Source organism: Pseudomonas sp. D3-10 (assembly GCF_051132175.1).
Classification (GTDB): Bacteria; Pseudomonadota; Gammaproteobacteria; order Pseudomonadales; family Pseudomonadaceae; genus Aquipseudomonas.
On record NZ_CP071668.1, the window covers coordinates 3168635 to 3195018 of the forward strand.

A 26384-nucleotide genomic window follows, 5' to 3' on the forward strand; every position below is an offset into this window, starting at 1 on the left:
TATGTACCTCATCAACGGCCAACTGAACGCCGGGCTGCCGCTCGATGCAGCGCTTGAACGCCTCCAAGCGCAACTGCCCGTCTTGCTGGAAACGCCACCTCGCAGCGAGGAGGTTATCGACTGTGCCGAGGCGTTCGCGCAATGGCTGCGTGCGGCAGACCGAAGCCCGCTGCTGGACGAGGACCAGCGCCAGGCCCTGATTGCTTTCTGCGCCCGCAAGTCGTTGAGCTTCAAGCTGGAACGGGAGCTGGGCGTCGATGCACGTTCGCTACGGCGAATCGATTATTGCGACGGGCCCTTCGAGAGTTGGCAGCCCTTGGGCCTGGTGGTTCATGTCACGCCGGGCAACTCGCCGTTGTTGGGGTTTTGCGCGGCGCTGGAAGGCCTACTTGCGGGCAACGTCAATTGGCTGCGCCCCAGCACCCGCGAGGGCGACCTGACGGCGCAACTCCTAGCGGCGTTCCTGGCGTGCGATCCAGGCGGCCGGCTACGTGGTTATCTGGCGGTATTGCCGGTGCCCTCTGAACAAACCGGGCGTCTTTTTGCCGTTGCCAATGGCGTCAGTGCCTGGGGCGGCGAAGCTGCCTTGAAGGCATTGCGCGAGCGCATTCCAACGGGTTGTCGCTGGATCGATTGGGGCCACCGGATCAGCTTCGCCTATATCACGCCTCTGGCCGCCAGCGAGCAGGCCTTGGATGCGCTGGTGGACGAAGTCTGCCGCCTCGACCAGCAGGCCTGCTCCAGCCCGCAATGGCTGCTGGTGGACAGCGATGATCCTGGGCAATTGCAAGCAGTGGGAAGCGCCCTGGCCGCCGCGTTCGAACGCCGGACCGGGCGCTGGCCCACCCTGGAGACCACCGCCGCCGAAGCCAGTGAGATCACCACCCGTACGGCACTGGCCCGCCTGGACTTCAGCTTTGCCAACGAAACCGGCCAGATCTGGACGGGCAATGGCTGGCGCATTCTCTGGGAGCACCACCGCGCACTGCAACCTTCGCCATTGTTTCGCACGCTCCTGCTACGGCCGATGCCGCAAGTGCTGCTCGCCGAAACCTTGCTGCCATGGCGCAATGTGCTGCAGAGCTGCGCCCTCATCTGCGAGCCGGAACGCGCTCCTGGGCTGGTTCGGCGCCTGATGACCGCTGGGGTTGGCCGGGTGACCTCCACGGGGGAAATCCAGCAAGGTTACGACGGCGAGCCCCACGATGGGGTCTACGGGCTGCAACGATTGAGTCGCCGGGTATCGGTCAGCCTTGATGCAGGCATTGCCAGCCATCGCGTCACGCTGGATGCCGCCGCGAGCCCATTGGCGCTGACCCCTTCGACGCCCATCATGGACAAAGCCGCGTTCGTGGCGCTGCCCCCGGCCCCTCAGGCACAGCTGTTCTTCCGTTCCGGCGGCAGCAGCGGCGCGCCGGTTTTGTCCCCCTACAGCCATCGTGATTTCGACCGCCACATGCGGGCCGCCGCCGATGGGCTGCGCGCCGCGGGACTCGACCCGATGTACGATCGAGTGATGAACCTGTTCTATGGTGGCAGCCTGTACGGCGGGTTCCTCAGTTTCACCAAGATCCTCGAACAGATGGATGTCGTGCATTACCCGATGAGTGCGCCGCCGGATGACAACTTTGCAGAGATCGCGCAGTTGATCGTCGAGCATCGAATCAACACGCTCATGGGCATGCCCAGCACGTTGCATCGTCTGTTCTCAAGCCAGCAATCAGTCCTTCAAGGCTACGGCGGTGTGCGCAAGATCATGCTTGGTGGCGAACACCTGGGGCAGGACTGTCGTCTCCTGTTCGAGCAATGCGGCGTCACCTGCGTTCGCTCGGCAATCTACGGCAGCGTCGATGCGGGCCCCCTCGGGCATGCCTGCATAGCCAGCGGCGACGGTGTGTTTCATCTGATGGAGGATATCCAATCCTTGGAAATCGTTGACCTGGAACGGGATATGCCGGTCGGCCCTGATGGTATCGGGCGCTTGCTGTTCACCTCCCGCGTACGCCAGGCGCGCCCGCTCCAGCGATACGAAGTCGGCGACCTAGGGCGCTGGCTACCCGGCCCATGCGCGTGTGGCCTGGAGTCGCCCAGATTCGAGCTGCGCGAGCGCCACGGCCAACTGGTGCGCATCGCCACGGAGTTCATCAATACCCGGGACCTGTCCGAGCACGCGCAGACGGCCATCCAGATCGTTCTGAGCCATGCGGGCTGTGGCGGTGAGCGTTTGCTGATTCGTACCGATGGCGACGCCGAAACGGTACGGCGCCAGGTGCTGGGCCTCGCAGCGCTGCGCACGTCGGTCAACGCCGGGTTGCTGATCCTGGACGTCGAGCACTGTCCGGTTGAGCGGTTCGACCATAACAAGCACAGCGGCAAAGTCCCGCTGGTGATCGATTGCAGGTTAGCCGGCCGTTGATTTCGCCCGGTACCCGATAAGCCGACCCATAGCCTTGAGAATATTCCGATGAGCGCCCCATTAACCTACGACCAATGGCTCAACCATATCCGCACGCATTCGATGTTCTATCGCACGCAGCTGAGCCATCTACCCGTCCATGGCTGCGAGTTCCACCAGTTGCCGATCGTCAATCTCAGCGAGTATTGGAAAGGCAGCCACGACCTGGACCATTGGCCGGTGTTGACCAGCCGCGTTAAGGACGCACTGGTCTTCAAGACCGGCGGTACGACCAGCGAAGGCAAGTTATCGGTGTATACCCACGCAGAATGGCAACTGATGCTCGATTGCTTCGGTCGCAGCTTGACAGCCCAATTGGCTGCGGGAGATCGCATTGCCAATCTGTTTTTCTCGGGGGATCTCTACGCCAGTTTCCTGTTCATCCACGGCGCCCTGTGCAGCGTCGATGTTGCGATTACCGAGTTTCCCTTCTCCGGCTCGGTGGAACTCGATGTGTTGGCCGACGCCATTGCTGGACACCGCATCAACGTACTCGTCGGCGTGCCTGCGCACTTGCTGGCCTTCGCCAGCCATGTCATTGGCAAAGGGCGCAGGCTGCCACTAATCACCACCGTGCTCTTTGGCGGGGAGAACCTGTTCGAAAGCCAGATGCCGACATTGAAGCGCGCCTTCCCGGGCGCGCGTTTCGCGTCCATCGGATACGCCAGCGTGGATGCCGGACTGGTAGGTGCGAGCACGCCTGATTGCGGCTTGGGCGAGCACCGGGTATTCGATCAGCACACGCGGGTGGAAATCGTCGACGACCTGAGCGGGGAAGCGATCGAGGCCATTGGCCAAGCCGGAAACCTGGTGGTGACGAATTTCAACCGGACCCTCATGCCCATTGTCCGATACCCGGTGGGAGACCGCGCCAGTTGGTGCGAGCCGGCAGGCACGCCGGGGCGCAAATTCGCCCTTCGAGGACGCAGCGCAGAGAGCCGGCGCGTACGCGTTGGCGTGTTGTCGCTGTTTCCCGAAGAAATAAGCGACATCGCGCGGCGCGTGGCCGGCGGTGTGCAGTGGCAACTGATCATCGAGCACAGCCAGGGCAATGACTGCGTGTTGCTCAAGTGGCTGCCGGAAAAAGCCGAGGATGCAGGCCCAACGCGATCCCATGCGCTTAAAGCGGCCTTGATCGAGCAATATCCAGGCCTCGATCGACTTCATGTGGATACCCAGGCCTGTACCGCACAGGACCTGGAGCGCCACCCCCGTTCCGGCAAGCACCTGTCGATCATCGATCGTCGGGTATACGGTTCGCGGGCACCGGAGGATGCCGGATGAGCCTTCTGGTATTCAGGCCGTTCCAAGCCACCGACAGCGCCGGTACGTGCGAGCTGTTTCGTCGGGTGTACGGCGATCACTACGTCTCCCCTGACGTCTACATGCCGCAAATGATCTGCCGGCACAATCTCAAGGGGCGCTGGCATTCGCAGGTGGCGGTGGTCGACGGGCGCGTGGTCGGTCATGCCGCGTTGTGCCGCCAGGGACACGCCACTCAAGATGCCGAGCTGGCGCTGGTTGCGGTGGACCCCGAGTTGCAGGGCAGGCAGATCGCCTCGCGGCTGGGGCAACAATTACTGGACGGTTGCCGGCAGCTCGGGCTCGCCAGGCTATCGATCAAGCAGGTCACCAGCCATCCCTACAGCCAACGGCTGTCCCAACGACTGGGTTTTCATGACGTCGGCCTGCTACCCGACTTCGTGCCCTCTCCGTTCGCCACGGACCAGGCCGAAACCATCGTGATCGGCTGCCAAGTGATCGGCGACCACCCTCGACCGCTGCCACGTCTTCAATGGCCCGCGCCCCACCAATGGCTGATGGGCGCTTTGGAAACGCGTTTCGGGACCACCCTTGTGGATAGGCCGCAGGGCATTCATCCGTTGCGGCTTAGCCATTTACCCGGCCGGATCGAGATCGTGGCGGATCGGGTGGATACATGCCTCGTCGGGCAGCTTCGGCGCTTGCCGGCCCATTGGCCGCTTTCGGTCCGAATCGGCCTCTGTCGACACTTTTGCGCCGACCACCAGCTGCTGCTGGCTGCGGGTTTTTTCTTCACTGGGATGATGCCCACGGACGCCGGGCAAGGTTGGCAGGCGCTGTTCCACCGAGTTGCACATCCGCGCAGGCTCAGCCTGCACTCGGCCCCCATGCAACGCCTTCACGATGAATTGCAGGCTCACGCTCAAACCTGGAAAAACGCCCAGGCCCATTCCGCCGCCTGACGGCTGGTCAGGCCCACACTCAAGCTCCTGGCAGAGAAGCCGACATATATTGGAACGTTCATCCCATTTGCTTCCGAAAGTCGCCCCGTGCAAGGAACACCCACATGCCCTCATTGCGCACCATTCAGGCCCGCTACACGTTATTTTTGGTTCTGTTCATTCTGGTGTTATCCATCCTGACGGTCGTCGGCATCAGTTACCTCGTCGCACCCAAGCTGCGCCACACCGAGGAACAAGTGGCGCTGAACCGCATTGCCGAGGTCGCCGAGCAGATCCAGGGCGAACTGAACAAGGTCCAGGCCCAGCAACGCAGCATTACCCAGACCATCCCCTTGCTCGACAGCGATGCCATCGACAAGGTACTGCCAGGCCTGGTGGACCAGTACGGTGAGCTGAAAGTGTTCGGCGGCGGGATCTGGCCTTTGCCCAACCAGCGCGCCGAAGGTCGCAGCAAATTCAGCACGTTCTGGCACCGCGACGCTTCCGGCAAGCTGATCGTCAACACCTTCTGGAACAGCGATGCTGCGCCGAACTACTACGAGCAACCCTGGCACAAGGGCGGCATGGCCACTCCCCCTGGCAAATGCGCCTGGGCGGCAGCCTACAAGGACGATGCGAGCGCCGAACCCCGGACCAACTGCGCCATGGCCATCCAGAAGAATGGCGCGCCGTATGGCGTCTCCACCATCGACGTGACCCTCGGCTTTTTCAACGAGCTGATCGCACGCAAGGAAGCAGAACTGAACGCCGAGATGCTGATCGTGGAAAGCGACGGCAAGATCATCAGCAACAGCTCGCGGATCAGCGGCCCGATCGTGCTCAAGAACATCAGCGAACTGGCGGCTGGCTCGCCATTTGCCGCCCAGGTCAAGGCTGGCCTGGCCAACCGTGACCAACCGCAGCGCGTCGAATTCGACAACAACGGTGAAGCCAGCACGTTCTTCATGCGACCTATCGAAGGCTCGCCCTGGTTCCTCGCCACGGCCCTGCCGACCCGCCTGATCACAGCCCAACGTGATGACGTATTGAACACGCTGAGCCTGTTGCAGATACCCATGGTGATCCTGTTGGTGCTGATGCAGCTGTATGCGATCCGCCAATTGACCAACCGCATGAAAGTGCTCAAGGGCAACATCGATGCGCTGTCCACGGGCGACGCCGACCTGACCCGCCGCATCACCATCCGCGCCGAAGACGAACTGGGCGCCATCGGTCATTCGGTCAACCGCTTTATCGCGTACCTGCAAGACATGATCGGCGAAGTCACCCAGGCCACCGGCGCCATGGCATCTAGCCTGGACAAGCTGCAGCAGACTTCGGCCCACACCAGTGAAATCCTGATGCGCCATGCCTCGGAGACCGACCAGACGGTAACGGCCATCACCGAAATGAGTTCCACGGCCGAAAGCGTGGCGCAGAATGCCGCTGAGACGGCCGCCTTCACCCAGAGGGCCAATGAACATGCCGATCGCTCCCGCGTCGTTGTCGGCGAGGCATCGAACAGTGTCGTCGCGTTGATCGAGGAAGTGGCCAGCGCCACCCACAAGGTCGAGAGCATGCAGCAGGATGCGCAGCGCATCACCGAGATCCTCGGTGTGATCGGGGCCATCGCCGGGCAGACCAACCTGCTGGCGCTCAACGCCGCCATCGAAGCCGCCCGGGCTGGCGAGCAAGGCCGTGGCTTCGCGGTGGTCGCCGACGAAGTCCGCGCCCTCGCCGCCCGCACCCAGGCCAGCACTTCGGAGATCAACGAAATGCTGACGCGCCTGACCCAAGGCGTGAGCTCGTCGGTCGCGGCCATGGAAAACACCCAGACCAGTTGCCAATCGGCTGCCGACGCCACCTCCCGAGTGAACTCGGGCCTGGACGAAATGGCCGGCTCCGTCAGCCAGATCAACAGCCTCAGCACCCAGATCGCCACCGCCGCCGAGCAGCAAAGTGCAGTGACCGAGGAGATCAACCGGAGCATGGTGCAGATCCGGCACATGGTCGAAGAGCTGGTGGAAAGCGGCCTGGCCAGCGAGAACAACACCCGTCAGTTGCTGGAAGCCAACAGTCGGGTGAATGCGATCATGGGGCGGTTCAAGGTTCGCTGAAAGGACCTTCACCGATTCCCTTCGTCGCGATGACGGTGTGTCAATCAGCGTGCAATTGATTGATCCGCCGCCATCGCGAGCAAGCTCGCTCCCACGTGGTTCAGCGTTCACACACGTTTCAAGGCAACTTACAATTCTGTCATCCGCCCTTCAGCCTGCTGTCGGGCGCCCGTCGCTACTCTGTTATCCTTCCATCCAAAGCCGTTCGCCAAGAGACCTGACCCATGGCCAATCCCCTGCACCTGCTCGCACTGAGCGCCGTTTTCACCTCTGCCCTGGCCCAGGCTGCCGAGCCGGTCACCATCGATGTACACCGCGACGCCAATTGCGGCTGTTGCAAGAAGTGGATCTCCCATCTGCAAGCCAACGGTCTTAAGGTCAATGACCATGTCGAAGCCGACATGAGTTCGGTCAAGCAGCGCCTGGGCGTCGCGCCCAACCTGCGTTCCTGTCACACCGCCGAGATCAACGGCAAATTCGTCGAGGGTCACGTCCCCGCCGAGCAGGTGCTGGCGTTAAGCAAACGCGACGATCTGCTCGGCATTGCCGCGCCAGGCATGCCGATGGGCTCGCCGGGCATGGAAATGGACGGCATGAGTGATGCCTATCAGGTGATCGGGCAGAAAAAGGACGGCTCCCAAACCGTCGTGGCGGACTATCCAGCCCACTGATGCCCGAGGCATATGTCGGGCTGTTCCTGGCGGCATTTGGCGCGGCGACCCTGTTGCCGCTGCAATCGGAAGCGCTGCTGATCGGCCTGGTACTCAGCGAGCGCCACGCGGTCTGGCTGTTGCTGGGGGTCGCCACCTTCGGCAATGTGTTGGGCTCACTGGTGAACTGGTGGCTAGGGACCCGCGTTGAGCAGTTCAAGGACCGCCGTTGGTTCCCTGTCAGCCCGTCTCACCTGGACAAGGCCCGCCAGCATTACCAGCGCTATGGCTATTGGTCGCTGCTGCTGAGCTGGGTGCCCATCATTGGCGATCCCCTGACGCTGGTGGCGGGCGTAATGGGTGAACCGTGGCGACGCTTTCTGTTGATGGTCACCCTCGCCAAAGGCCTGCGTTATGGCGTACTCGTGCTCGCAACCCTGGGCTGGATGGGTTGAACGTTCCCACGGTTCGGTTGCCTGTGATTAATGTCGCCATAATCCAGCCGTTCCAGGATCGGTCGGTTGCCTAAAGGAGTTTGACAATGCCGCGTTTGACTACCCGCTGGAAGTCCAGCCTGTTCTTGCTCGCTGCCCTACCGCTGTTCGCCCAGGCCGAGAACCCGCCCGAAGGTCCGGCCTATGGCCCTCAGCTCGAAGGCTTCAAATACCCCTACACCCTCAAGCACTTTTCCTTGCAGTCTCAGGGCAAAACATTGCAGATGGGCTACATGGACGTGCCCGCCCAAGGCAAGGCCAACGGTCGCAGTGTCGTGCTGATGCACGGCAAGAATTTCTGCGCCGCGACCTGGGGCGACTCGATCAAGACCCTCAGCGAGGCTGGCTACCGGGTCATCGCGCCGGACCAGATCGGCTTCTGCACCTCGAGCAAGCCAGACCACTACCAGTACAGCTTTCACCAACTGGCGAACAACACCAACGCGCTGCTCAAGACCCTGGGTGTGCAGAAAGCCATCGTGCTGGGCCACTCCACCGGTGGCATGCTTGCCACCCGCTATGCGCTGCAATTTCCCGATCAGGTCGAACGCCTGGCGATGGTCAATCCCATCGGGCTCGAAGACTGGAAGGCCCTCGGCGTTCCCTACCGCAGCGTGGACCAATGGTATGAACGCGAGCTGAAACTCAGCGCCGACGGCATCCGTACCTACGAGCGCAATACATACTATGGCGGTCGCTGGAAGCCGGAGTACGAGCGTTGGGTGGACATGCTGGCCGGATTGAACAAAGGCCCGGGACATAAGCAGGTGGCATGGAATTCAGCACTGATCTACGACATGATCTTCACCCAGCCGGTCTACTACGAGTTCAAGGACCTGAAGGCGCCGACTCTGCTGCTGATCGGCACGTCCGACACCACCGCCATTGGCAGCGACATCGCTGCGCCGGCAGTGAAGGCCAGGTTGGGCAAATATGACGTGCTGGGCAAGCAGGTCGCCCAGCTGATTCCTCGATCGACACTGGTGGAATTCCCCAATCTGGGTCACGCGCCGCAGATGGAGGAACCAGACCGGTTCCACAAAGCCCTGCTGGGCTGGCTGGACAAACCCATTCTCTGACGAGGTATTCCATGGCGGTGCAGATTGCAGTCATCGATGATTGGCAGGACGTGGCAAGGGATGTGGTGGATTGGTCCGCACTGGAGAGCGTCGGCCAGGTGACGTTCCTGCATGACTATCCCTCCGACCACGACACCCTGGCCGCGCGCCTGCAAGGCTTCGATGTCATCTGCGTGATGCGCGAACGGACGCGTTTCGATGAAGCGCTGCTGCGCCGCTTGCCCAAGCTCAAGCTATTGCTGACCGGCGGCATGCGCAATGCCGCCCTCGACCTCAAGGCTGCCGCCGCGCTGGGTATCCAGGTGTGTGGCACCGACAGCTACAAGCACGCCGCGCCCGAACTGACCTGGGCACTGATCATGGCGCTGACGCGCAACCTCGTCCCAGAAGCCAACGCGTTGCGTGCCGGGCTTTGGCAACAGGGCCTGGGCGGCGACTTGCACGGCAAGACCCTGGCAATCCTCGGCCTGGGCAGCATCGGCACGCGCGTGGCGCAGTTCGGCCAAGTGTTCGGCATGCGGGTGATCGCCTGGAGCGAGAACTTGACGGCCGAACGGGCAGCCGATGCCGGCGTCACCTATGTAAGCAAGCAAGCGCTGTTCGAGCAGGCCGATATTCTCTCGATCCACCTGGTCCTCGGTGACCGCACCCGGGGCCTGGTCGATGCCCAGGCGCTGGGCTGGATGAAGCCTGGTGCGCTGCTGATCAATACTGCCCGCGGGCCGATCGTGGACGAGGCTGCCTTGATCGATGCGCTGCAGCACAAACGCCTGGCTGGGGCGGGCCTGGATGTATTCGCCCAGGAACCGTTGCCGCCCGACCACCCGTTCCGGACGCTGGACAACGTACTGGCAACACCTCACGTGGGTTACGTGAGCCGCCAGAATTACCAGCAATTCTACGGCCAGATGATCGAAGACTTGCAGGCCTGGACGGCAGGCAAGCCGATTCGGGTGTTGAAGCCGATAGCCTGAGTTTGCCCGTCCCTGTGGGAGCGAGCCGTTTCCGGGCGGCGTGCCGACGAAGGCGGTGTGTCAGTTAGAGGAGATGTCGTCTGACCTGGCGCTTTCGCGAGCAGGCTCCCTCCCACCCAGCTCAAACCATGAAGCATCTGCACCCTGCTTGAAAGCCATCAAAACGCCTCCATCCTGCCCGCCCCTTTATGGTGCGATGCGCTGTTGAACCGCGCACGCGATTGAACCAGCGCCTTTACCTACAACACGAATGTTTCAAAAAGGCTGCATTTCGTCGGCTCGTATTCCCCTTCGTCGTGTAAGACATTGCCGACAATAAATGTGATTGTCCGACAATTCGACGAAGCGAACCGCACCGCTCTAGCTTCTGACCTAGACTGCCGGTCCGGGCGCAAAACCGACCGGTCATCAGGACGAAAAAAAGTCGAAACTTTTCACAACGGCGAAAGGTCAGGTTAGAGGAAGGGCAACAACGGCTGGAGCATTCCTTGCAACGGCCCCCTCACCTGATTCGCTTCGCCGCATTGGGCAGCGCTTTGCTCTCCTTGCGTAGCGCTCGTGCGCCTGGCCGCAGGATTCGGCCAATGTAACAACAGCTCTGGCGCTTGCCGGAAACAGATCGAGAACATAGGAGTTATTTATGATCAGTGCTGCCTTGGAACCACAGCAAGTCCGCTCTCAACTACCGCCGGCGGCAGAATCGCCGACGGCACCGGTGCTGGCCACCGGAGGCAAGGCACTGCTCCCTGTCGTTCGACAGAATCCAAATCGCAAGAAAATTCTGTTCGTGACGTCCGAAATCGCCGACCTGGTGAAGACCGGCGGGCTGGGTGACGTTTCTTCCGCCCTGCCCCGGGCGATGGCCGGGCTGCACGATGTGCGGATACTGATCCCTGGGTACCCGCAAGTCATGAACAGCGGCAATCCTATCCATATCATCGGCGAACTGGGCGGCCATGCCGCACTTCCGCCCTGCAAGATCGGCCGCATGGACATGGCCGACGGTCTGGTAATCTACGTACTGATCTGTCCCGAACTCTATGCCCGCGAAGGTTCTCCCTACGGCGCCAACAATGGCCGCGACTGGCCCGACAACCACATTCGCTTTGCCCGCCTGGGCCTCGCCGCGGCAGACATCGCCGCCAACCTGGCGCAAATCCACTGGTGCCCCGACCTAGTCCACGCACACGACTGGCCAGCCGGGCTGGCGCCTGCCTACATGCACTGGCGCGGCCAACGCACCCCCACCCTGTTCACCATCCACAACCTGGCGTACCAGGGCGTGGTCAGCCTCGCGTCCTGCCCTGAGTTGGGTATTCCTGAGCACGCGCTGCAACAGGAAGGCATGGAGTTCTACGGCAAGCTGTCGTTCCTGAAGGCCGGCATGGCCTATTCCAGCCACATCACCACCGTGAGCGCCACCTACGCCCAGGAGATCACCACACCGGCGTTTGGCTGTGGACTCGATGGGTTCCTTGCCTCCAAGACTCAACAAGGCTTGCTCAGTGGCATCCCCAACGGCATCGATGAAAGCTGGGACTCGGCGACCGATACCCACCTGCAGCGCCAGTTTTCCATAGGCGACTGGGATGGCAAGGCAGCCAACGCCGCGCATGTACGCGACCTGTTCGGCCTGGATGATTCCACCGGCCCACTGTTCGCCGTGGTATCGCGTCTGGTGTATCAGAAAGGCCTGGACCTGACCGAAGCCGTTTCCGAATTCATCGTCGAGTCCGGCGGGCAGATCGCGATCATCGGCCGCGGCGAGCCGGAAGAAGAACAAGCCATGCGTGAACTGGCCCTGCGCTTCCCAGGCCGGATCGGCGTGCGCATCGGCTTCAACGAAACCGACGCTCGGCGGATGTTCGCCGGCAGCGACTTCCTGTTGATGCCGTCCCGCTACGAGCCCTGCGGCTTGAGCCAGATGTATGCGCAACGCTTTGGATCGCTGCCCGTAGCCCGGAATACCGGCGGGCTTGCCGACACGATCGAGGACGGAGTCACCGGGTTCTTGTTCAACGAATCCACCGTCGACAGTTACAAAGAGGCGCTGACCCGTGCGTTCAAGGTGTACGAGTTCCCCGAACTGCTTAATGCGATGCGCTGCCGGGCGATGTCCGCGCCGTTCAACTGGAGCAAGGCTGTGGAACCCTACGCCGAACTTTACGAACAACTGGTCGCTAAATCATTAGGAAAATCTGCCAGACAATGAGGTAACCGATGCCGTCAAGGACGCCTGAAACCTGGACCCACGGCGCGGTCCTGCTTGATCCAGAGCACACCCGTTTCGCCCTGTGGGCCCCTGATGCCCTTTATGTCAGTGTCGAACTCGACACTGGAGAATCCATACCGATGCTGCCCCAGGCCAACGGCTGGCACATGATCCAGGCCCGTTGCCCCGCCGGCACTCGCTACCGCTACAACATCGATGGTGAACTGCAAGTGCCTGACCCGGCTTCCAGGTCCCAGGATGGCGATATTGACCGCCACAGCGTGGTGGTCGACCCCCACGCTTATCAATGGCGGCACACCGGTTGGCGCGGACGCCCCTGGTACGATGCCGTCATCTATGAACTACATGTCGGCGCCCTGGGCGGTTTCGAAGGTGTCGAGCAACAGCTGGCGCGCCTGGCCGGGCTTGGCGTCACGGCCATTGAACTGATGCCGCTCTCGCAGTTCCCCGGAGACCGCAACTGGGGCTACGACGGCGTGCTGCCGTACGCGCCCCAGGCTTCTTACGGTACGCCGGACCAGCTCAAGCACTTGATCGACAGCGCCCATGGCCATGGAATCGCAGTCATCCTGGACGTGGTCTACAATCACTTCGGCCCCGACGGCAACTACCTGCACCGCTACGCCAAGGGCTTCTTTCGCGAAGACAAGCACACGCCATGGGGCGCGGCGATTGATTTCCGGCGCCGCGAGGTCCGTGACTTCTTCATCGACAACGCGCTGATGTGGCTGTCGGAGTACCGTTTCGACGGCCTGCGCCTGGACGCGGTTCACGCCATCGAAGACCCCGACTTCCTTCAGGAACTGGCCGCCAGGGTGCGTCAGCAGGTGGACCCGACACGGTATGTCTGGCTGACCGTCGAGAACGAACACAACCAGGCCAGCCTTCTGGAACAAGGCTACGACGCCCAGTGGAACGATGACGGACACAACGCGCTGCACGTGCTGCTGACGGGCGAGACCGACGCTTACTACGCCGACTATGCCGAGCAACCGACGGAAAAACTCGCCCGCTGCCTGAGCCAGGGCTTCGTGTTCCAGGGCCATACCAACCGCCATGGCGAATCCCGCGGGGAGCCCAGCGGTCACTTGCCGCCCAGCGCGTTCGTGCTGTTCCTGCAGAATCACGACCAGATCGGCAACCGCGCCCTCGGTGAACGTCTGCATCAACTGGCGCCGCCGCAAGCCCTGCAAGCCGCGACTGCCCTATTGCTTTTATCGCCGATGATTCCGCTGATGTTCATGGGCGATGAGGTCGTCGCTGAACAACCGTTCCTGTTTTTTACCAGCCACCACGGCGAACTGGCCGAGCTGGTGCGTGAAGGCCGCCGCAACGAGTTCAAGGCCTTCAGCGCCTTTGCCGATCCGCAGAAGCGTGAACGGATTCCCGATCCGAACGCGGCCAGTACGTTCGACGCTTCAAGGCCCAACCTGGAGGCGCACCAGCCGGAGCAACTGGCCAGTGAAGCTCTTTATCGCCTACTGCTGAAAATCCGTCGGGAGGAAATCGTTCCGCGCCTGCCCGCCGCCCATGCCTTGGGCGCCGACGTATTGGGTCACGGCGCCGTCAGCGCACGCTGGCAAATGGGCGATGGCAGCGTGTTGCGCATCGACCTGAACCTCAGCGACAAGCCTGTCAACCACAGCGCCCCGCAAGATGCACAGATTCTTTTCGAACATCCACCGCAGGCCATGGGTCTGTTGCAACAGGGGGTACTCACGCCCTACAGCGCGCTGGTCAGTCTGACGCAAGCGGCAACCTTGCCCACCCTTACTGGAGAGCGCCTATGAGTGATGCGCAACTGGAAATCCTCGCTGGCCGGGCAGGCCTGGCGGTGGACTGGATCGACGCCAACGGCCGGGCCCAGAAAGTATCGCCGGCGGTCCTGCGTTCGGTCCTCACCGGCCTGGGCCATCCCGCCGGTAGCGCGCAGGAAATCGACGCCAGCCTGTTGCAATTGCAAGAGGACCAACAGAACCACCGCCTGCCACCGCTGATTACGGCGGACGTGGGCGTCAATGTCGACCTGAGCCGTTATTTCGAGCCCGGCACGCCTTGCGAAATCCAACTCGAGGACGGCGCGACGATGAGCTCAAAGCTCGATGCCGACGCCGCTCTCCCCGGGATCGTCCCGGTGGGGTATCAGCACGTGAGCATCCAGGGCCAACATTTCACCCTGGCGGTGGCGCCGGCCCGTTGCTACAGCGTGGCCGATGCCGTGGATGATCCAACGCCTCGGGCCTGGGGTTTGAGCGCACAGCTTTATTCGCTACGACGCCCGGGTGATGGCGGCTTCGGCGACACCCAGGCCCTCGAAGAGCTGGCGCGGGTCGCGGGCGAACGCGGCGCCGATGCCCTGGCTATCAGCCCGATGCATGCGATGTTCAGCAGCGATACCGGCCGCTACAGCCCTTACTCGCCTTCCAGCCGGTTGTTTCTCAACAGCCTGTATGCCGCGCCGGGCACCATCCTGGGCGAGCGTGCGCTGCGCACGGCGATCGACGCCAGCGGCCTGACCAACCAATTGCGCAGCCTTGAAGAGCAGCCGCTCATCGACTGGCCGGTTGCTGCCCAAGCCAAGCAACGGGTGCTTCGCGCCCTGTATGACGGCTTCAGCCAGGGCGAGCACCCCTTGCACGAAGACTTCAGCAGCTTCCGCCATAGCAGTGGAGAAGCCTTGGAGAATCACTGCCGCTTCGAAGCCCTCCAGGCCGAACGCGCGGCTCGCGGCGAAAGCCTCGACTGGCGCCAGTGGCCCGAAGAATGGCGGGACCCGCGCAGCCCGGCAATCGCCCGTTTCGCCGAAGAAAACGCTGACGAAATCGGCTTCTACGCTTTTTGCCAATGGTTGATCGCCCGCTGCCTGGAGCGTGCCCAGAGCGCCGCCAAATCCAGCGGCATGAGCATCGGCCTGATCGCCGACCTCGCGGTGGGTGCCGACGGCGCCGGCAGCCAGGCCTGGAGCCGGCAGGATGAGTTGCTCGCTTCCCTTACGGTGGGCGCGCCCCCCGACATCCTCAATCGCTCGGGCCAGGGTTGGGGCATCTCCGCGTTCTCCCCCGAGGGCCTGGTTCGCAATGGTTTTCGCGCCTTCATCGAGATGCTGCGGGCCAATTTCGCCCACGCGGGAGGCTTGCGCATCGACCATATCATGGGATTGCAACGGCTATGGGTGATCCCCAACGATGCCCCGCCCACCGACGGCGCCTATCTCTACTACCCCATCGACGACCTGTTGCGACTATTGGCCCTGGAGTCCCATCGTCACCAGGCCATCGTCCTAGGCGAGGACCTGGGTACGGTGCCCGACGGCCTGCGTGAAAAACTGGCGGCGCGCTCGATCCTCGGCATGCGCGTGTTGTTGTTCGAACAGGACAACACGCACTTCAAGCCCATTCTCGACTGGCCCGACGACGCCCTGGCGACCACCAGCACCCATGACCTGCCCACTCTCAACGGCTGGTGGCACGGCCACGACATCGACTGGAATGCCCGGCTGGAGCTGATCGATTCCCACACCGAAATGGATTGGCGCAAACATCGCCAGCGTGAACGCAAAGGGTTGCGCAACGCGCTGAACCAGGACCCGCAGAATTTCCGCGAGGAACACCGCGAAACCGACCAGGTGCTGGACGCCAGCGTGCGCTTTCTCGGGCATACCCGAGCGCCGTTGGTACTGCTGCCGTTGGAAGATGCCCTGGGCATCGACGAGCAGGCCAACCTCCCCGGCACCACCGACACCCACCCTAACTGGCGGCGGCGCCTGGCTCTGGAGAGCGGAGCGCTGCTGGACGACCCGGACGCCGCACGGCGTCTGGAAATACTCGCCTGCGCGAGGCTTCAGGCGAACGAGCGTGACCGATGAACGATAAAATGACTCCATCCCTGCGGGCCACCTTACGCCTGCAATTTCACAAGGGCTTCACCCTCGACGACGCCATACCGCAAGTGCCTTACTTCGCGTCGCTGGGTATAAGCCATATCTATGCCTCACCGCTGCTCAAGGCGCGGGCCGGATCCATGCATGGCTACGATGTGGTCGACCCGACCCAGGTCAACCCCGAGCTGGGGGGTGAAGCCGCGCTCAAGCGCCTGGTCGCCACCCTGCGCGAACATCGGATGGGGCTGATCCTCGACATCGTGTCCAACCACATGGCCGTCGGCGGCAATGACAATCCGTGGTGGCTGGACCTGCTGGAATGGGGACGGCTGAGCCCCTATGGCGAATTTTTCGACATCCAATGGCATTCCCCCGACCCGTTGATGGAAGGCCAACTGCTCCTGCCCTTCCTGGGCAGCGACTACGGCGTGGCCCTGCAAGAAGGCACGCTGAAACTGCGCTTCGACGCCACGCAAGGCAGCTTTTATGTCGAGCATTATGAGCATCGCTTCCCTGTCTGCCCCATGCAGTACGGTGAGTTGCTAAAGCCTTCGGACGACCTGGCAGCCGAGCAGATCGAGTCGCTCAAGGGCCTGGCCGAGCGCTTTACCACGCTGAACTACCAGACCGATGCCCACTCCCTCGCCCGTCCCTTGCAACAGGAACTGCGAGACCTGGCAGCGGAGCCCGCGATACTCGACGCCATCCAGGTCACCCTGAGCGGCTACGACTCCACGCAGCCGGAAGGTTTCGAACGCCTGCATCGGCTGCTGGAACGTCAGAGCTACCGTCTCGCCAGTTGGCGTACGGCGGCGGACGATATCAATTGGCGGCGCTTTTTCGATGTCAACGAACTGGGCGGCCTACGGGTCGAGCGGCCGGCGGTATTCGAAGCGACCCACGCGAAAATCTTCGAGCTGATTGCCGAAGGATTGGTGGACGGGCTGCGGATCGATCACATTGACGGCCTGGCCGATCCTCGGGGCTACTGCCGCAAGCTGCGCCGGCGCGTCGACTCGCTGTCCCCGTCACGGCATCTGCCGATTTTCGTGGAGAAAATCCTTGGCGATGGCGAAACCCTGCGCCGGGATTGGAACGTTGACGGCAGCACCGGTTACGAATTCATGAACCAGATTTCGTTGCTGCAACACAACCCGGCCGGCGCCGAGCCCCTCGCTGAATTCTGGAGCCGCCACAGTGAACGGCCAGCGCATTTTATCGAAGAGGCGCGCCTGGCCCGCCAGCAGATTCTCAACGGATCCCTGGCCGGGGACTTCGAAAGCGTGGCCCAAGCCCTGTTGCAGGTGGCGCGGGATGACGTGATGACCCGCGACCTGACCCTGGGTGCCATTCGACGGGCATTGCAGGAACTGATCGTGCATTTCCCGGTGTACCGCACCTATATCACCCCGCTGGGTCGCTCCGCCGAAGATGAGGTGTTTTTCCAGAAGGCCCTGGAAGGCGCCCGGCAAACCCTCAGCGAAGCCGACTGGCCGGTGCTTGACTGTCTGGCCGACTGGCTCGGTGGCATGCCTTGGCGCGGGCGGCCTCGGGGCAGCGAGCGCAAACGGCTGCGCCACGCTTGCGTGCGCTTCCAGCAACTGACTTCGCCGGCCGCCGCCAAGGCTGTCGAAGACACTGCGCTGTATCGTTCGGCGGTGCTGCTGTCGCGCAATGACGTGGGCTACAACACCGAACGGTTCAGCGCCCCGGCTCAGGAGTTCCACGGGGCCTGCTTCGAGCGGTTGGAGCATTTCCCAGACAACCTGGTGACCACCGCCACCCACGACCACAAACGCGGGGAAGACACTCGAGCACGGCTGGCGGTGATCAGCGAACGCCCCGATTGGTACACCGCGTGCGTGGAGCAATGGCGCATCCTCGCCCCGTCGCTGCACAGCGACCCGGCCGCCCCTTCGGCCGGTGACGAGTTGATTCTTTACCAGGCCCTGCTCGGAAGTTGGCCGCTGGACCTTGACTTGCAGGACCCCAAGGCCTTGGCCAGCTATGCCGAACGCTTGTGGCAATGGCAGCGCAAGGCGTTGCGCGAAGCCAAGCTGCAAAGCAGTTGGGCCGCCGTCAACGACTCTTATGAGCAGGCAACGCAGATGTTCCTGGAGCGGTTGCTGCTGTGCGATGAGGGCTTGCCTCTGCGCTGCGCCATCGCCGAAGCCGTGCAGGCCATCGCTCCAGCGGGCGGCCTCAACAGCCTGGCGCAAACCTTGCTGCGCATGACCGTCCCCGGCGTACCGGATCTGTACCAGGGCAACGAGTTCTGGGACTTCAGCCTGGTGGATCCGGACAACCGTCGCCCAGTGGATTTCGAGGCCCGCCGTGAGGCGATGCAGGCCGACAGCGCCCCCGTGGCGCTTGTGCGTGATTGGCGCGACGGGCGTGTCAAGCAGGCACTGATCGCGCGGACGCTGGCCTTGCGTTCCGAGTATCCGCAACTGTTCCGCCAGGGCAGCTACGAGCCGTTGCCGGTACAGGGTGAGCATGCCGAGCACGTATTGGCCTTCGTGCGCCAACACCAGCAGCAACGGGCGATCGTCGTGGTGCCGATTCACACGGCGCGCCTGCTGGAAAACAGTGCCCTGCCCCAAGTCGCTGCATCGGACTGGGGCGACACGCGCATCTCGCTACCGTTTGCCACCGAGGGAGCAAAACTGAGGGGACTTTTTGCAAGCGCAGCAGTCACACCCCAAAGGGAGCTGATGGTCAGCGCCGCACTGGGGGATTTCCCGGTCAATGTCTTTATTGAATCTTGAGTCAAGTCAGGAGCACTGCGATGAGTACCGACGATAAACGCATTCGTGAATTTGCCTATCAGATCTGGGAGTCGGAAGGTAAGCCTGCCGGGCAAGAAGAGCGCCATTGGGAAATGGCACGCAAGCTGGCGGAGGCCGAAGCCCTGGCGCCAAGCAAACCACCGAAAGCACCGAGCAAATCCGCGGCCAGCAAGACTGACGGCACCAAGCCGGCTGCTGCCGCCAAGGCCACCGTCGCCAAGGCCGCCGCCAAGAGCACCGCGCCCAAGGCCAAGCCCGCGACCAAGCCTTCGGCAGCTACCGCGGCAATGGTCCCGCCCGCCGACAAGGCTAGCGCTAAAAAGCCACGCGCCACGCGCAAGCCCCCGGCGGTCTGAACCCGCGGACTCATCGTTCCCAAGCCAGTGCTTCTTTCAACGAAGAGGCCTGCTTGTGGCGTGCAGACTTGTATTGTCGCCACAAGCGCAAAGCACGCAGCCCTGCGTGCAGCGCACCACCGTATCTGTCTTTTGCAGGAGCAACTATGACCCGTCCGAAAAATACCACGCCGCCGCCCGTTATCGAGGCTTCGCGGATACGTGAAGGGCTGCCGTTTCCACTCGGCGCGACCTGGGATGGCCTGGGGGTCAATTTCGCGTTGTTCTCGGCCAACGCCACCAAGGTCGAACTGTGCATCTTCGACGACACAGGCGAGGTGGAACTCGAGCGTATCGAACTACCGGAATACACCGATGAGATCTACCACGGCTATCTACCGGACGCACATCCGGGGCTGATTTATGGCTACCGCGTCTACGGTCCGTACGACCCCGAGAACGGCCACCGCTTCAACCCCAACAAGCTGCTCATCGACCCCTACGCCAAGCAACTGGTGGGCGAGCTGAAATGGTCGGAAGCCCTGTTCGGCTACACCATCGGCCATCCCGATGGCGATCTCAGTTTCGATGAGCGTGACAGCGCGCCATTCGTGCCCAAGTCCAAGGTCATCGACCCGGCCCATACCTGGGGCCGCGATCATCGGGTCAGCGTGCCGTGGGACAAGACCATCTTGTATGAAACCCACGTGCGCGGCATCTCCATGCGCCATCCCTCGGTGCCGGAGAACCTGCGTGGTACGTTCGCTGGCCTGATGGTCGACGATGTCCTGGAACACATTCGCAAGCTGGGCGTGTCGTCTGTGGAATTGCTGCCCATCCACGCGTTCGTCAACGACCAGCACCTGCTGCAAAAGGGCATGACCAACTACTGGGGCTACAACAGCATCGCCTTCTTTGCCCCGGATCCGCGCTACCTGGCCAGCGGCAAGATTGCCGAGTTCAAGGAAATGGTCGCGCACATGCACGAGGCCAATCTGGAGGTCATCCTCGATGTGGTTTACAACCACACCGCCGAGGGCAATGAACAGGGCCCGACGTTGTCCATGCGAGGCATCGACAACGCGTCGTACTACCGGCTGATGCCCGACGACAAGCGCTACTACATCAACGATTCGGGCACCGGCAATACACTGGACCTGAGTCATCCCTGCGTGCTGCAAATGGTCACCGACTCGTTGCGCTACTGGGCCACGGAAATGCACGTGGACGGCTTCCGCTTCGACCTGGCGACCATTCTGGGCCGGTATCACGACGGCTTCGACGAACGCCACAGTTTCCTCGTCGCCTGTCGCCAGGACCCGGTGCTGCGCCAGGTAAAAATGATCGCCGAGCCCTGGGACTGCGGCCCCGGCGGCTATCAGGTCGGACGCTTCCCGCCAGGTTGGGTCGAATGGAATGACAAATTCCGCGACACCGTGCGCGCCTTCTGGAAAGGCGACGATGGCCAACTGGCCGACTTCGCCAGCCGCATGACCGCCTCGGGCGAGATGTTCAACCAGCGTGGCCGACGGCCGTACGCCTCGGTCAACTTCGTCACGGCCCACGACGGCTTCACGTTGCACGACCTGGTCTCCTACAACGACAAGCACAACGAAGCCAACGACGAGAACAACCAGGACGGCAGCAACAACAACCTGTCCTGGAACCATGGCGTCGAAGGCCCGACGGATGATCCCGAGATCAATGAGCTGCGTCATCGGCAGATGCGCAACTTCTTCGCCACCCTGCTCCTGGCCCAAGGCACACCAATGATTGTCGCTGGCGACGAGTTCGCCCGAACCCAGCACGGCAACAACAATGCCTACTGCCAGGACAGCGAAATCGGCTGGGTCAACTGGGACCTGAGCGCTGATGGCCAGGCGTTGCTGAAGTTCGTCAAGCGCTTGATCAAACTGCGCATGTCCTACCCGATCCTGCGACGCGGTCGATTCCTGGTCGGCAATTACAACGAGGACATCGGCGTAAAGGATGTGACCTGGCTGGCCCCCGACGCAAGCGAGATGACCGTCGAACAATGGCAGGATGGCCAAGGCCGTTGCCTCGGCATGTTGATGGACGGCCGCGCACAGGAGACCGGCATCCGCCGCAAGGGCGGCGACGCGACATTGTTGCTGGTGGTCAACGCGCACCACGACATCGTCAACTTCCGCCTGCCAGAGGTGCCCGAAGGGAGTTTCTGGACCTGCATGGTGGACACCAACCAACCCGCGGTGCGTGGCCAGGAGCGTTTCGATTTCGATTTCGAATATTCCGTGACCGGGCGCTCACTGCTGCTGTTCGAGCTTCAACGCGAAGAAGAGGAATAAGGGACCTTCCCCGAGTCGGCTGGCGCAAGGACGCGCCCTGCTGCACGCGCAACACAGTTCGAACAAAAAAAACCGGTTCAGATACACATTCTGACGCGACGAATCCGCTGGCATGGTCAATACTTCGCCTGCGGTCGATTCCAGGACTCGGAACATCGCGAATCACAGTCATCGCTCCCAAGGGGCGACATTGGGCGGCTGGCCCGATGCGTGACTGAACGATTGGACACGACAAGGACGTATCTCATGAAACCTGCCTCTCGGTTGCAAGGCCGGCATCACCCGCAAATCTGGAACAGCGCGCCGCAACTGGCCGATATTCCGATCATCAGCACCCAGACACTCATACCCGCGGGCGCCCGCGCGGTCATCCTTGCCCCGCACCCTGGCGACGAAGTCGGCGCCTGCGGTGGGTTGCTCCAGTTGTTGAGCAACCTGGGCCAACCGATGTTGCTGATCTCGGTCACCGACGGCAGCCTGAGCCATCCGGGCTCGCCACTGTGGTCTGATGAGCGGCTGCGCACGTTTCGCCCGCATCCCCAGGAGAGCGTGGACGCCCTGCATCGCCTGGGCGTGCCTTCCAATGGCCTGCAGTGGGTCCGCGGAGGGTTCCCGGAAAAGGGCCTCGCCGAACATGAAGCCCAACTGACCGCGTTCATCGGCCATTACCTCAAACCTGGCGACGTGGTGTTCAGCACTTGGCGCCTGGACGGCGACAGCGACCACGACACGGTCGGCCGCGCTGGAGCCTTGGCCGCTGAAACCGTCGGAGCGGTGTTCAACGAACTGCCCGTATGGGCCTGGCACTGGCCGGTTCGTGAGCAGAACAGGATCCCCTGGCATCGGGCGCGCAAATTACGGCTGGACGTGTGGACCACCGCCCGCAAGCGTCACGCCATGCACGCCTATGCCAGCCAGCTCGGCAGCGAGCCCACCAACTGCATCGCACCGCTGGTGCCGAGGGTCATTCTCGATCGCATGGGCATGCCGTACGAAATTGTATTTATCTGACCCCAGCCCTGTGGGAGCGAGCTTGCTCGCGATAGCGGCCCAGCCAACATCTCGTCAAGCTGACCTACTGCTATCGCGAGCAGGCTCGCCCCCACATTTTTCGGCCTTGAAGTTTTGTCCGGCAAGAATTCCGGAACTGCCGCAGTCGCCATGAGTCGCATGAACAGAGACGTCTGACTCAGGAGTGAACGTGACTCGCGATCCCCACTGGCGGGTCGAAGAATCAGTGCCGCTGGACGCACCCGCGGCGATTCATCGACTGCGTGTTCTCACGGTGAATACCCATAAAGGCTTTACAGCCCTCAATCGTCGTTTCATTTTGCCGGAGCTGCGCGAAGCGGTGCGCGCCACAGGTGCCGACCTGGTTTTCCTTCAGGAGGTGCTTGGTGAACATGATCGACATGCCCTGCGCTACGACAACTGGCCCCAGACCTCGCAATACGAATTTCTCGCCGACAGCATGTGGAGCGACTTCGCCTACGGCCGGAACGCGGTGTACCCCGACGGACATCACGGCAACGCGCTGCTTTCCAAATACCCGATCCGCCAGTTCCGCAACCTCGACGTGTCAATCACCGGTCCCGAACGGCGCGGGTTGCTGCATTGTGTGCTGGACGTGCCGGGCCATGCCGAAGTCCACGGGATCTGCGTGCATCTGAGCCTGCTGGAAAGCCATCGCCAATTGCAGCTCAAGCTGCTCTGCAAATTGCTTGACTCTCTTCCCGAGGACGCTCCGGTGATCATCGCCGGGGATTTCAACGACTGGCAATTGCGCGGCAACACCACGCTTGCCCGTCGCCAGTACCTGCACGAGGCCTTTGAACACCATCACGGGCGTCCTGCCCGGACCTACCCCGCCCGCTTCCCCCTGCTACGCCTGGACCGCATTTACCTGCGCAACGCCACCAGCCACGCCCCGCAGATCCTCGGCAACAAGCCCTGGACGCACTTGAGCGATCACCTGCCGTTGGCGGTGGAAGTGCATCTGTAGCCCCTGATTCGGGTAAACCGACCTGTAAGATCTGACAGTAGCGACGCCTTTGATTCGTTGCTAGCGTGCCTTTCCATACAGCGAGCGTTGCCGGGTCCTGTGTGCCATCTGTCGTGCAACCCATGCTGAAACAGGCATGCCATGGATGCCCATGCAGAGGGATAGCACATGATTCGGCGCGATCGGCATATCAATCGTCTGTTCAACGCCTTGTGGGTAGCGGCTCCGTTCCTGCTTCCTGCCTCATCAGCGATGGCGGCTTGCACATTGTCACCCACGGCAGGCGACGACACTTACGTGTGCGACAGTGGCACGAGTGCAACCGGGCTTACGGATCTGTCGGGCAACAACAACCTGACGGTCTCAGGCAGTGGCCTCGTTCAGGGTGACGTCGTGTTCGATGCCGGAACCGACCGCATCGAAATCAACGCCAACGGTGTCATCGATGGCGACGTCGAGCAAGGCTCGCAAGCCGACGCGTTTGAAATGAATGGCGGCCGGATTCTATCGATCTCCCAAGGCGATGGCCTCGATACGTTCCTGATGACTGGCGGCACCATCGTCGACGCGTTCGAAGATGGCGACATCGCCCAGATGACCGGCGGCACCATCGGCAGGGTCGACATGAAGCTCGATGACAACGTCTTCGACATGTCAGGTGGGGAAATCATCGGCAACCTCGTCACTGGCTTCGGCAGGGACACCATCATCCTGTCCGAAGGACGCATCGGCGGTAATGTCAGCGTCAGCGGTGGCAACGACAACGTGACCGTCAGTGGCGGGGAAATCGGCGGCGAGGTCCGGACCAGTGCCGGCGACGATCGATTCCAATGGAGCGGCGGCACCATCCGCTCAGCCATCCTGATGGGCGACGGCATCGACACCGCTCTGTTGCAGAACCTCACCGAGGCGGGACTCGCCCCCACGCCCAGCCTGGACGGAGGCTTGGGCCAGGACAACCTGACCTTCGAGGGCAGCACGTCCAGTACCGGAGCCCGCTATGACAACTGGGAAACCGTCAGCCTGACCCAAGACTCGCGCCTGGACTTGGGCGACACGCTGCTGCTGGGCGACAACGCCACCGGCACGGGTGTGTTCAACATCGACAGCAGCAGCGTATTGACCTCGACCCAAGGCGTCATCGCGCCGTTTACTTCAGGTCAGATGACCACGCTCAACAATGCCGGAGCAATTGATCTCGCCGACGGCAACACCCGCACCAATGACACCCTCACCGTGCAAGGCAATTACGCCGGCAATGGCGGCCAGCTACGCCTGCAAACGGTGCTTGGGGCCGATGATTCGCCCAGTGACAAACTGGTGGTCAACGGTGGCACCCTGACAGGCGGCACCGCCATCACCGTCACGAATCTGGGTGGCGCCGGCGGCCTGACTACCCAGGACGGCATCGAACTGGTCCAGGCCCAGAGCGGAGCCGTCAGTGATAGCAGCGCCTTTTCACTGGCGCAATCCGTCTCGGCCGGTGCATTCGACTATCGCCTGTTCAAGGGCGGCGTGGCCGGCAACGCCAACAACTGGTACCTGCGCTCCACGGTAGTGGCGGGCCCGGTCGCAGCGCCCAGCCCGACGCTGCCGCCGCTGCCGGCCGCCGTGCCGGGCGCTGCGCCGATTCCCTTGTACCGCCCCGAAGTCCCTACCTGGTCAGTACTGCCCCCAGCCGCCGCGCAATTGACGCTGATGGCCCTGGGTACGTTTCACGATCGGCAAGGCGACCAGCGCCTGCTGTCGGAAACCGGCGCGTTCGGCGCGGGTTGGGGCCGGGCCTACGGCAAAGACCTCGATCAAACCTGGGCCGGCACGGTAACGCCCCGGTTCGACGGTTCCATCAAGGGTTTCCAGGTCGGCCATGACTTGTACGCCGCCCCAACGTCCGACGATCGGACCCAGCGTATCGGTTTTTTTGTCGGCCACACCGAACTGAACGGCAACGTTGACGGCTTCAACCTCGGGTTCCAAGGCCGGCGCGCTGGCAAGATCGAGCTCGATGGCGACAGCTATGGCCTTTACTGGACCCTCATCGACCGCTCGGGTGGCTACGTCGATGCGGTGGTCATGGGCACCCGCCTGAATGGCGATAACCGCTCCGAACGTGGCGTCAAAATCGACAATCGCGGGCACGCCTTGACCCTATCGGCGGAGGCCGGCTATCCGTTTGCGGTAGCTCGCGACTGGGTCTTCGAACCCCAGGCCCAGATCATCCATCAGAAGATCAGCCTGGACAGCCAGGACGATGGGATTTCAAAGGTCGAATTCGACTCCGACAGCGCCTGGACTGGCCGCCTAGGCGCCCGGCTCAAGGGCAGCTATCAAGTCAGCGGCTTGCCGGTGGAGCCCTATCTGCGAGCCAATATCTGGCACACCTTTTCCGGCACCGACACGGTGACATTCGACGACACCCAACGGATCGAGACCGAACAACGCGCCTCCACGGCGGACCTGGGCGTTGGCTTGGTCGTGAGCCTGGCGTCTAGCGTCAGCGCCTATGCCGGCGTGGACTACAGCAATAACCTGGACAGCAACCAGCAACGCGGCGTGGCGGGCAATGTGGGCGTGAGAATCAGTTGGTGAGGCGCAGACGACGATGAATTGACGCCTAAATAGGATCGTTTTTATCCGCGTGAAATCATTGGGTTAGCGCTCCATGATTTCACTATGCCATTTGTCGGCCAATTTCTTGACGCAACCGCTTTGGTCTTCTTGAATACAACGTACTACCCCCGGAAACACAGTCAGGGGCAGGCCTCTGGAACCCCGCCATCGCGGGTCGCCAGAGGTTTGCCTCATCCATTCGGTCGCCCCTCATTCGGGGTAGGAGAGACGCCCT

The 26384-nt window shown here is 62.3% G+C and carries 16 protein-coding genes and 2 pseudogenes; all 18 read left to right on the forward strand.

Going from position 1 to position 26384, the window contains the following annotated elements:
- Position 1: 1 nt before the first annotated feature.
- The 18 genes and pseudogenes from J3P90_RS14240 to J3P90_RS14325 all read left to right on the forward strand — a co-directional run bounded on the left by J3P90_RS14240 (position 2) and on the right by J3P90_RS14325 (position 26128).
- On the forward strand, positions 2-2416 hold the full coding sequence (locus J3P90_RS14240; protein WP_434674918.1) for an acyl-CoA reductase: 2415 nt from the start codon (positions 2-4) through the stop codon (positions 2414-2416).
- A 48-nt stretch (positions 2417-2464) separates the two neighbouring features.
- A complete protein-coding gene (locus J3P90_RS14245) occupies positions 2465-3739 on the forward strand; it encodes a phenylacetate--CoA ligase family protein (protein ID WP_434674919.1) in 1275 nt (424 codons plus the stop codon).
- Complete coding sequence (locus J3P90_RS14250) at positions 3736-4680, forward strand: GNAT family N-acetyltransferase (protein WP_434674920.1); 945 nt, start codon at positions 3736-3738, stop codon at positions 4678-4680. Before J3P90_RS14245 ends, J3P90_RS14250 begins: the two co-directional genes overlap by 4 nt.
- A gap of 104 nt (positions 4681-4784) precedes the next feature.
- Positions 4785-5870, forward strand: a pseudogene (locus tag J3P90_RS14255) (cache domain-containing protein); the annotation flags it as partial.
- 378 nt (positions 5871-6248) lie between these two features.
- A pseudogene (locus J3P90_RS14260) lies at positions 6249-6776 on the forward strand (methyl-accepting chemotaxis protein); the annotation flags it as partial.
- 224 nt (positions 6777-7000) lie between these two features.
- Positions 7001-7447, forward strand: a complete 447-nt coding sequence (locus J3P90_RS14265) for a DUF411 domain-containing protein (protein WP_434650917.1) — start codon at positions 7001-7003, stop codon at positions 7445-7447.
- A complete protein-coding gene (locus tag J3P90_RS14270; protein WP_434611225.1) occupies positions 7447-7881 on the forward strand; it encodes a YqaA family protein in 435 nt (144 codons plus the stop codon). Before J3P90_RS14265 ends, J3P90_RS14270 begins: the two co-directional genes overlap by 1 nt.
- A gap of 86 nt (positions 7882-7967) precedes the next feature.
- The gene (locus tag J3P90_RS14275) at positions 7968-8999 is read left to right on the forward strand and encodes an alpha/beta fold hydrolase (protein ID WP_434563860.1); all 1032 of its coding nucleotides are present in this window, start codon (positions 7968-7970) and stop codon (positions 8997-8999) included.
- An 11-nt stretch (positions 9000-9010) separates the two neighbouring features.
- Positions 9011-9973: a D-2-hydroxyacid dehydrogenase family protein gene (locus tag J3P90_RS14280; RefSeq protein ID WP_434674921.1), complete on the forward strand. Its 963-nt coding sequence runs from the start codon at positions 9011-9013 to the stop codon at positions 9971-9973.
- 640 nt (positions 9974-10613) lie between these two features.
- Positions 10614-12185, forward strand: a complete 1572-nt coding sequence (gene glgA / locus J3P90_RS14285) for a glycogen synthase GlgA (RefSeq protein ID WP_420766807.1) — start codon at positions 10614-10616, stop codon at positions 12183-12185.
- An 8-nt stretch (positions 12186-12193) separates the two neighbouring features.
- Positions 12194-13996 carry a malto-oligosyltrehalose trehalohydrolase gene (treZ, locus tag J3P90_RS14290; protein ID WP_420766806.1) on the forward strand — a complete coding sequence of 601 codons (1803 nt, stop codon included), beginning with the start codon at positions 12194-12196 and terminating at the stop codon, positions 13994-13996.
- On the forward strand, positions 13993-16071 hold the full coding sequence (gene malQ / locus J3P90_RS14295; protein ID WP_434563852.1) for a 4-alpha-glucanotransferase: 2079 nt from the start codon (positions 13993-13995) through the stop codon (positions 16069-16071). The genes treZ and malQ overlap by 4 nt, the downstream gene beginning before the upstream one ends.
- Positions 16068-18854: a malto-oligosyltrehalose synthase gene (locus J3P90_RS14300; protein WP_434674922.1), complete on the forward strand. Its 2787-nt coding sequence runs from the start codon at positions 16068-16070 to the stop codon at positions 18852-18854. Before malQ ends, J3P90_RS14300 begins: the two co-directional genes overlap by 4 nt.
- A 20-nt stretch (positions 18855-18874) precedes the next feature.
- Complete coding sequence (locus J3P90_RS14305; RefSeq protein WP_420766803.1) at positions 18875-19231, forward strand: DUF2934 domain-containing protein; 357 nt, start codon at positions 18875-18877, stop codon at positions 19229-19231.
- 146 nt (positions 19232-19377) lie between these two features.
- Positions 19378-21537 (forward strand): glycogen debranching protein GlgX, encoded by a 2160-nt coding sequence (glgX, locus tag J3P90_RS14310; RefSeq protein ID WP_420766802.1) that lies wholly within the window; start codon positions 19378-19380, stop codon positions 21535-21537.
- 246 nt (positions 21538-21783) lie between these two features.
- Positions 21784-22548 (forward strand): PIG-L deacetylase family protein, encoded by a 765-nt coding sequence (locus tag J3P90_RS14315; RefSeq protein ID WP_434674923.1) that lies wholly within the window; start codon positions 21784-21786, stop codon positions 22546-22548.
- 190 nt (positions 22549-22738) lie between these two features.
- Positions 22739-23539, forward strand: a complete 801-nt coding sequence (locus tag J3P90_RS14320; RefSeq protein ID WP_420766800.1) for an endonuclease/exonuclease/phosphatase family protein — start codon at positions 22739-22741, stop codon at positions 23537-23539.
- Positions 23540-23707: 168 nt separating this feature from the next.
- Positions 23708-26128 carry an autotransporter outer membrane beta-barrel domain-containing protein gene (locus J3P90_RS14325; RefSeq protein ID WP_434674924.1) on the forward strand — a complete coding sequence of 807 codons (2421 nt, stop codon included), beginning with the start codon at positions 23708-23710 and terminating at the stop codon, positions 26126-26128.
- Positions 26129-26384 lie beyond the last annotated feature (256 nt).

Bases quoted from the DNA above. Each gene is read 5' to 3' on its own strand.
- J3P90_RS14240 (WP_434674918.1), top strand. From the start codon at position 2: ATGTACCTCATCAACGGCCAACTGAACGCCGGGCTGCCGCTCGATGCA.
- J3P90_RS14245 (WP_434674919.1), top strand. From the start codon at position 2,465: ATGAGCGCCCCATTAACCTACGACCAATGGCTCAACCATATCCGCACG.
- J3P90_RS14250 (WP_434674920.1), top strand. From the start codon at position 3,736: ATGAGCCTTCTGGTATTCAGGCCGTTCCAAGCCACCGACAGCGCCGGT.
- J3P90_RS14265 (WP_434650917.1), top strand. From the start codon at position 7,001: ATGGCCAATCCCCTGCACCTGCTCGCACTGAGCGCCGTTTTCACCTCT.
- J3P90_RS14270 (WP_434611225.1), top strand. From the start codon at position 7,447: ATGCCCGAGGCATATGTCGGGCTGTTCCTGGCGGCATTTGGCGCGGCG.
- J3P90_RS14275 (WP_434563860.1), top strand. From the start codon at position 7,968: ATGCCGCGTTTGACTACCCGCTGGAAGTCCAGCCTGTTCTTGCTCGCT.
- J3P90_RS14280 (WP_434674921.1), top strand. From the start codon at position 9,011: ATGGCGGTGCAGATTGCAGTCATCGATGATTGGCAGGACGTGGCAAGG.
- glgA (WP_420766807.1), top strand. From the start codon at position 10,614: ATGATCAGTGCTGCCTTGGAACCACAGCAAGTCCGCTCTCAACTACCG.
- treZ (WP_420766806.1), top strand. From the start codon at position 12,194: ATGCCGTCAAGGACGCCTGAAACCTGGACCCACGGCGCGGTCCTGCTT.
- malQ (WP_434563852.1), top strand. From the start codon at position 13,993: ATGAGTGATGCGCAACTGGAAATCCTCGCTGGCCGGGCAGGCCTGGCG.
- J3P90_RS14300 (WP_434674922.1), top strand. From the start codon at position 16,068: ATGAACGATAAAATGACTCCATCCCTGCGGGCCACCTTACGCCTGCAA.
- J3P90_RS14305 (WP_420766803.1), top strand. From the start codon at position 18,875: ATGAGTACCGACGATAAACGCATTCGTGAATTTGCCTATCAGATCTGG.
- glgX (WP_420766802.1), top strand. From the start codon at position 19,378: ATGACCCGTCCGAAAAATACCACGCCGCCGCCCGTTATCGAGGCTTCG.
- J3P90_RS14315 (WP_434674923.1), top strand. From the start codon at position 21,784: ATGAAACCTGCCTCTCGGTTGCAAGGCCGGCATCACCCGCAAATCTGG.
- J3P90_RS14325 (WP_434674924.1), top strand. From the start codon at position 23,708: ATGATTCGGCGCGATCGGCATATCAATCGTCTGTTCAACGCCTTGTGG.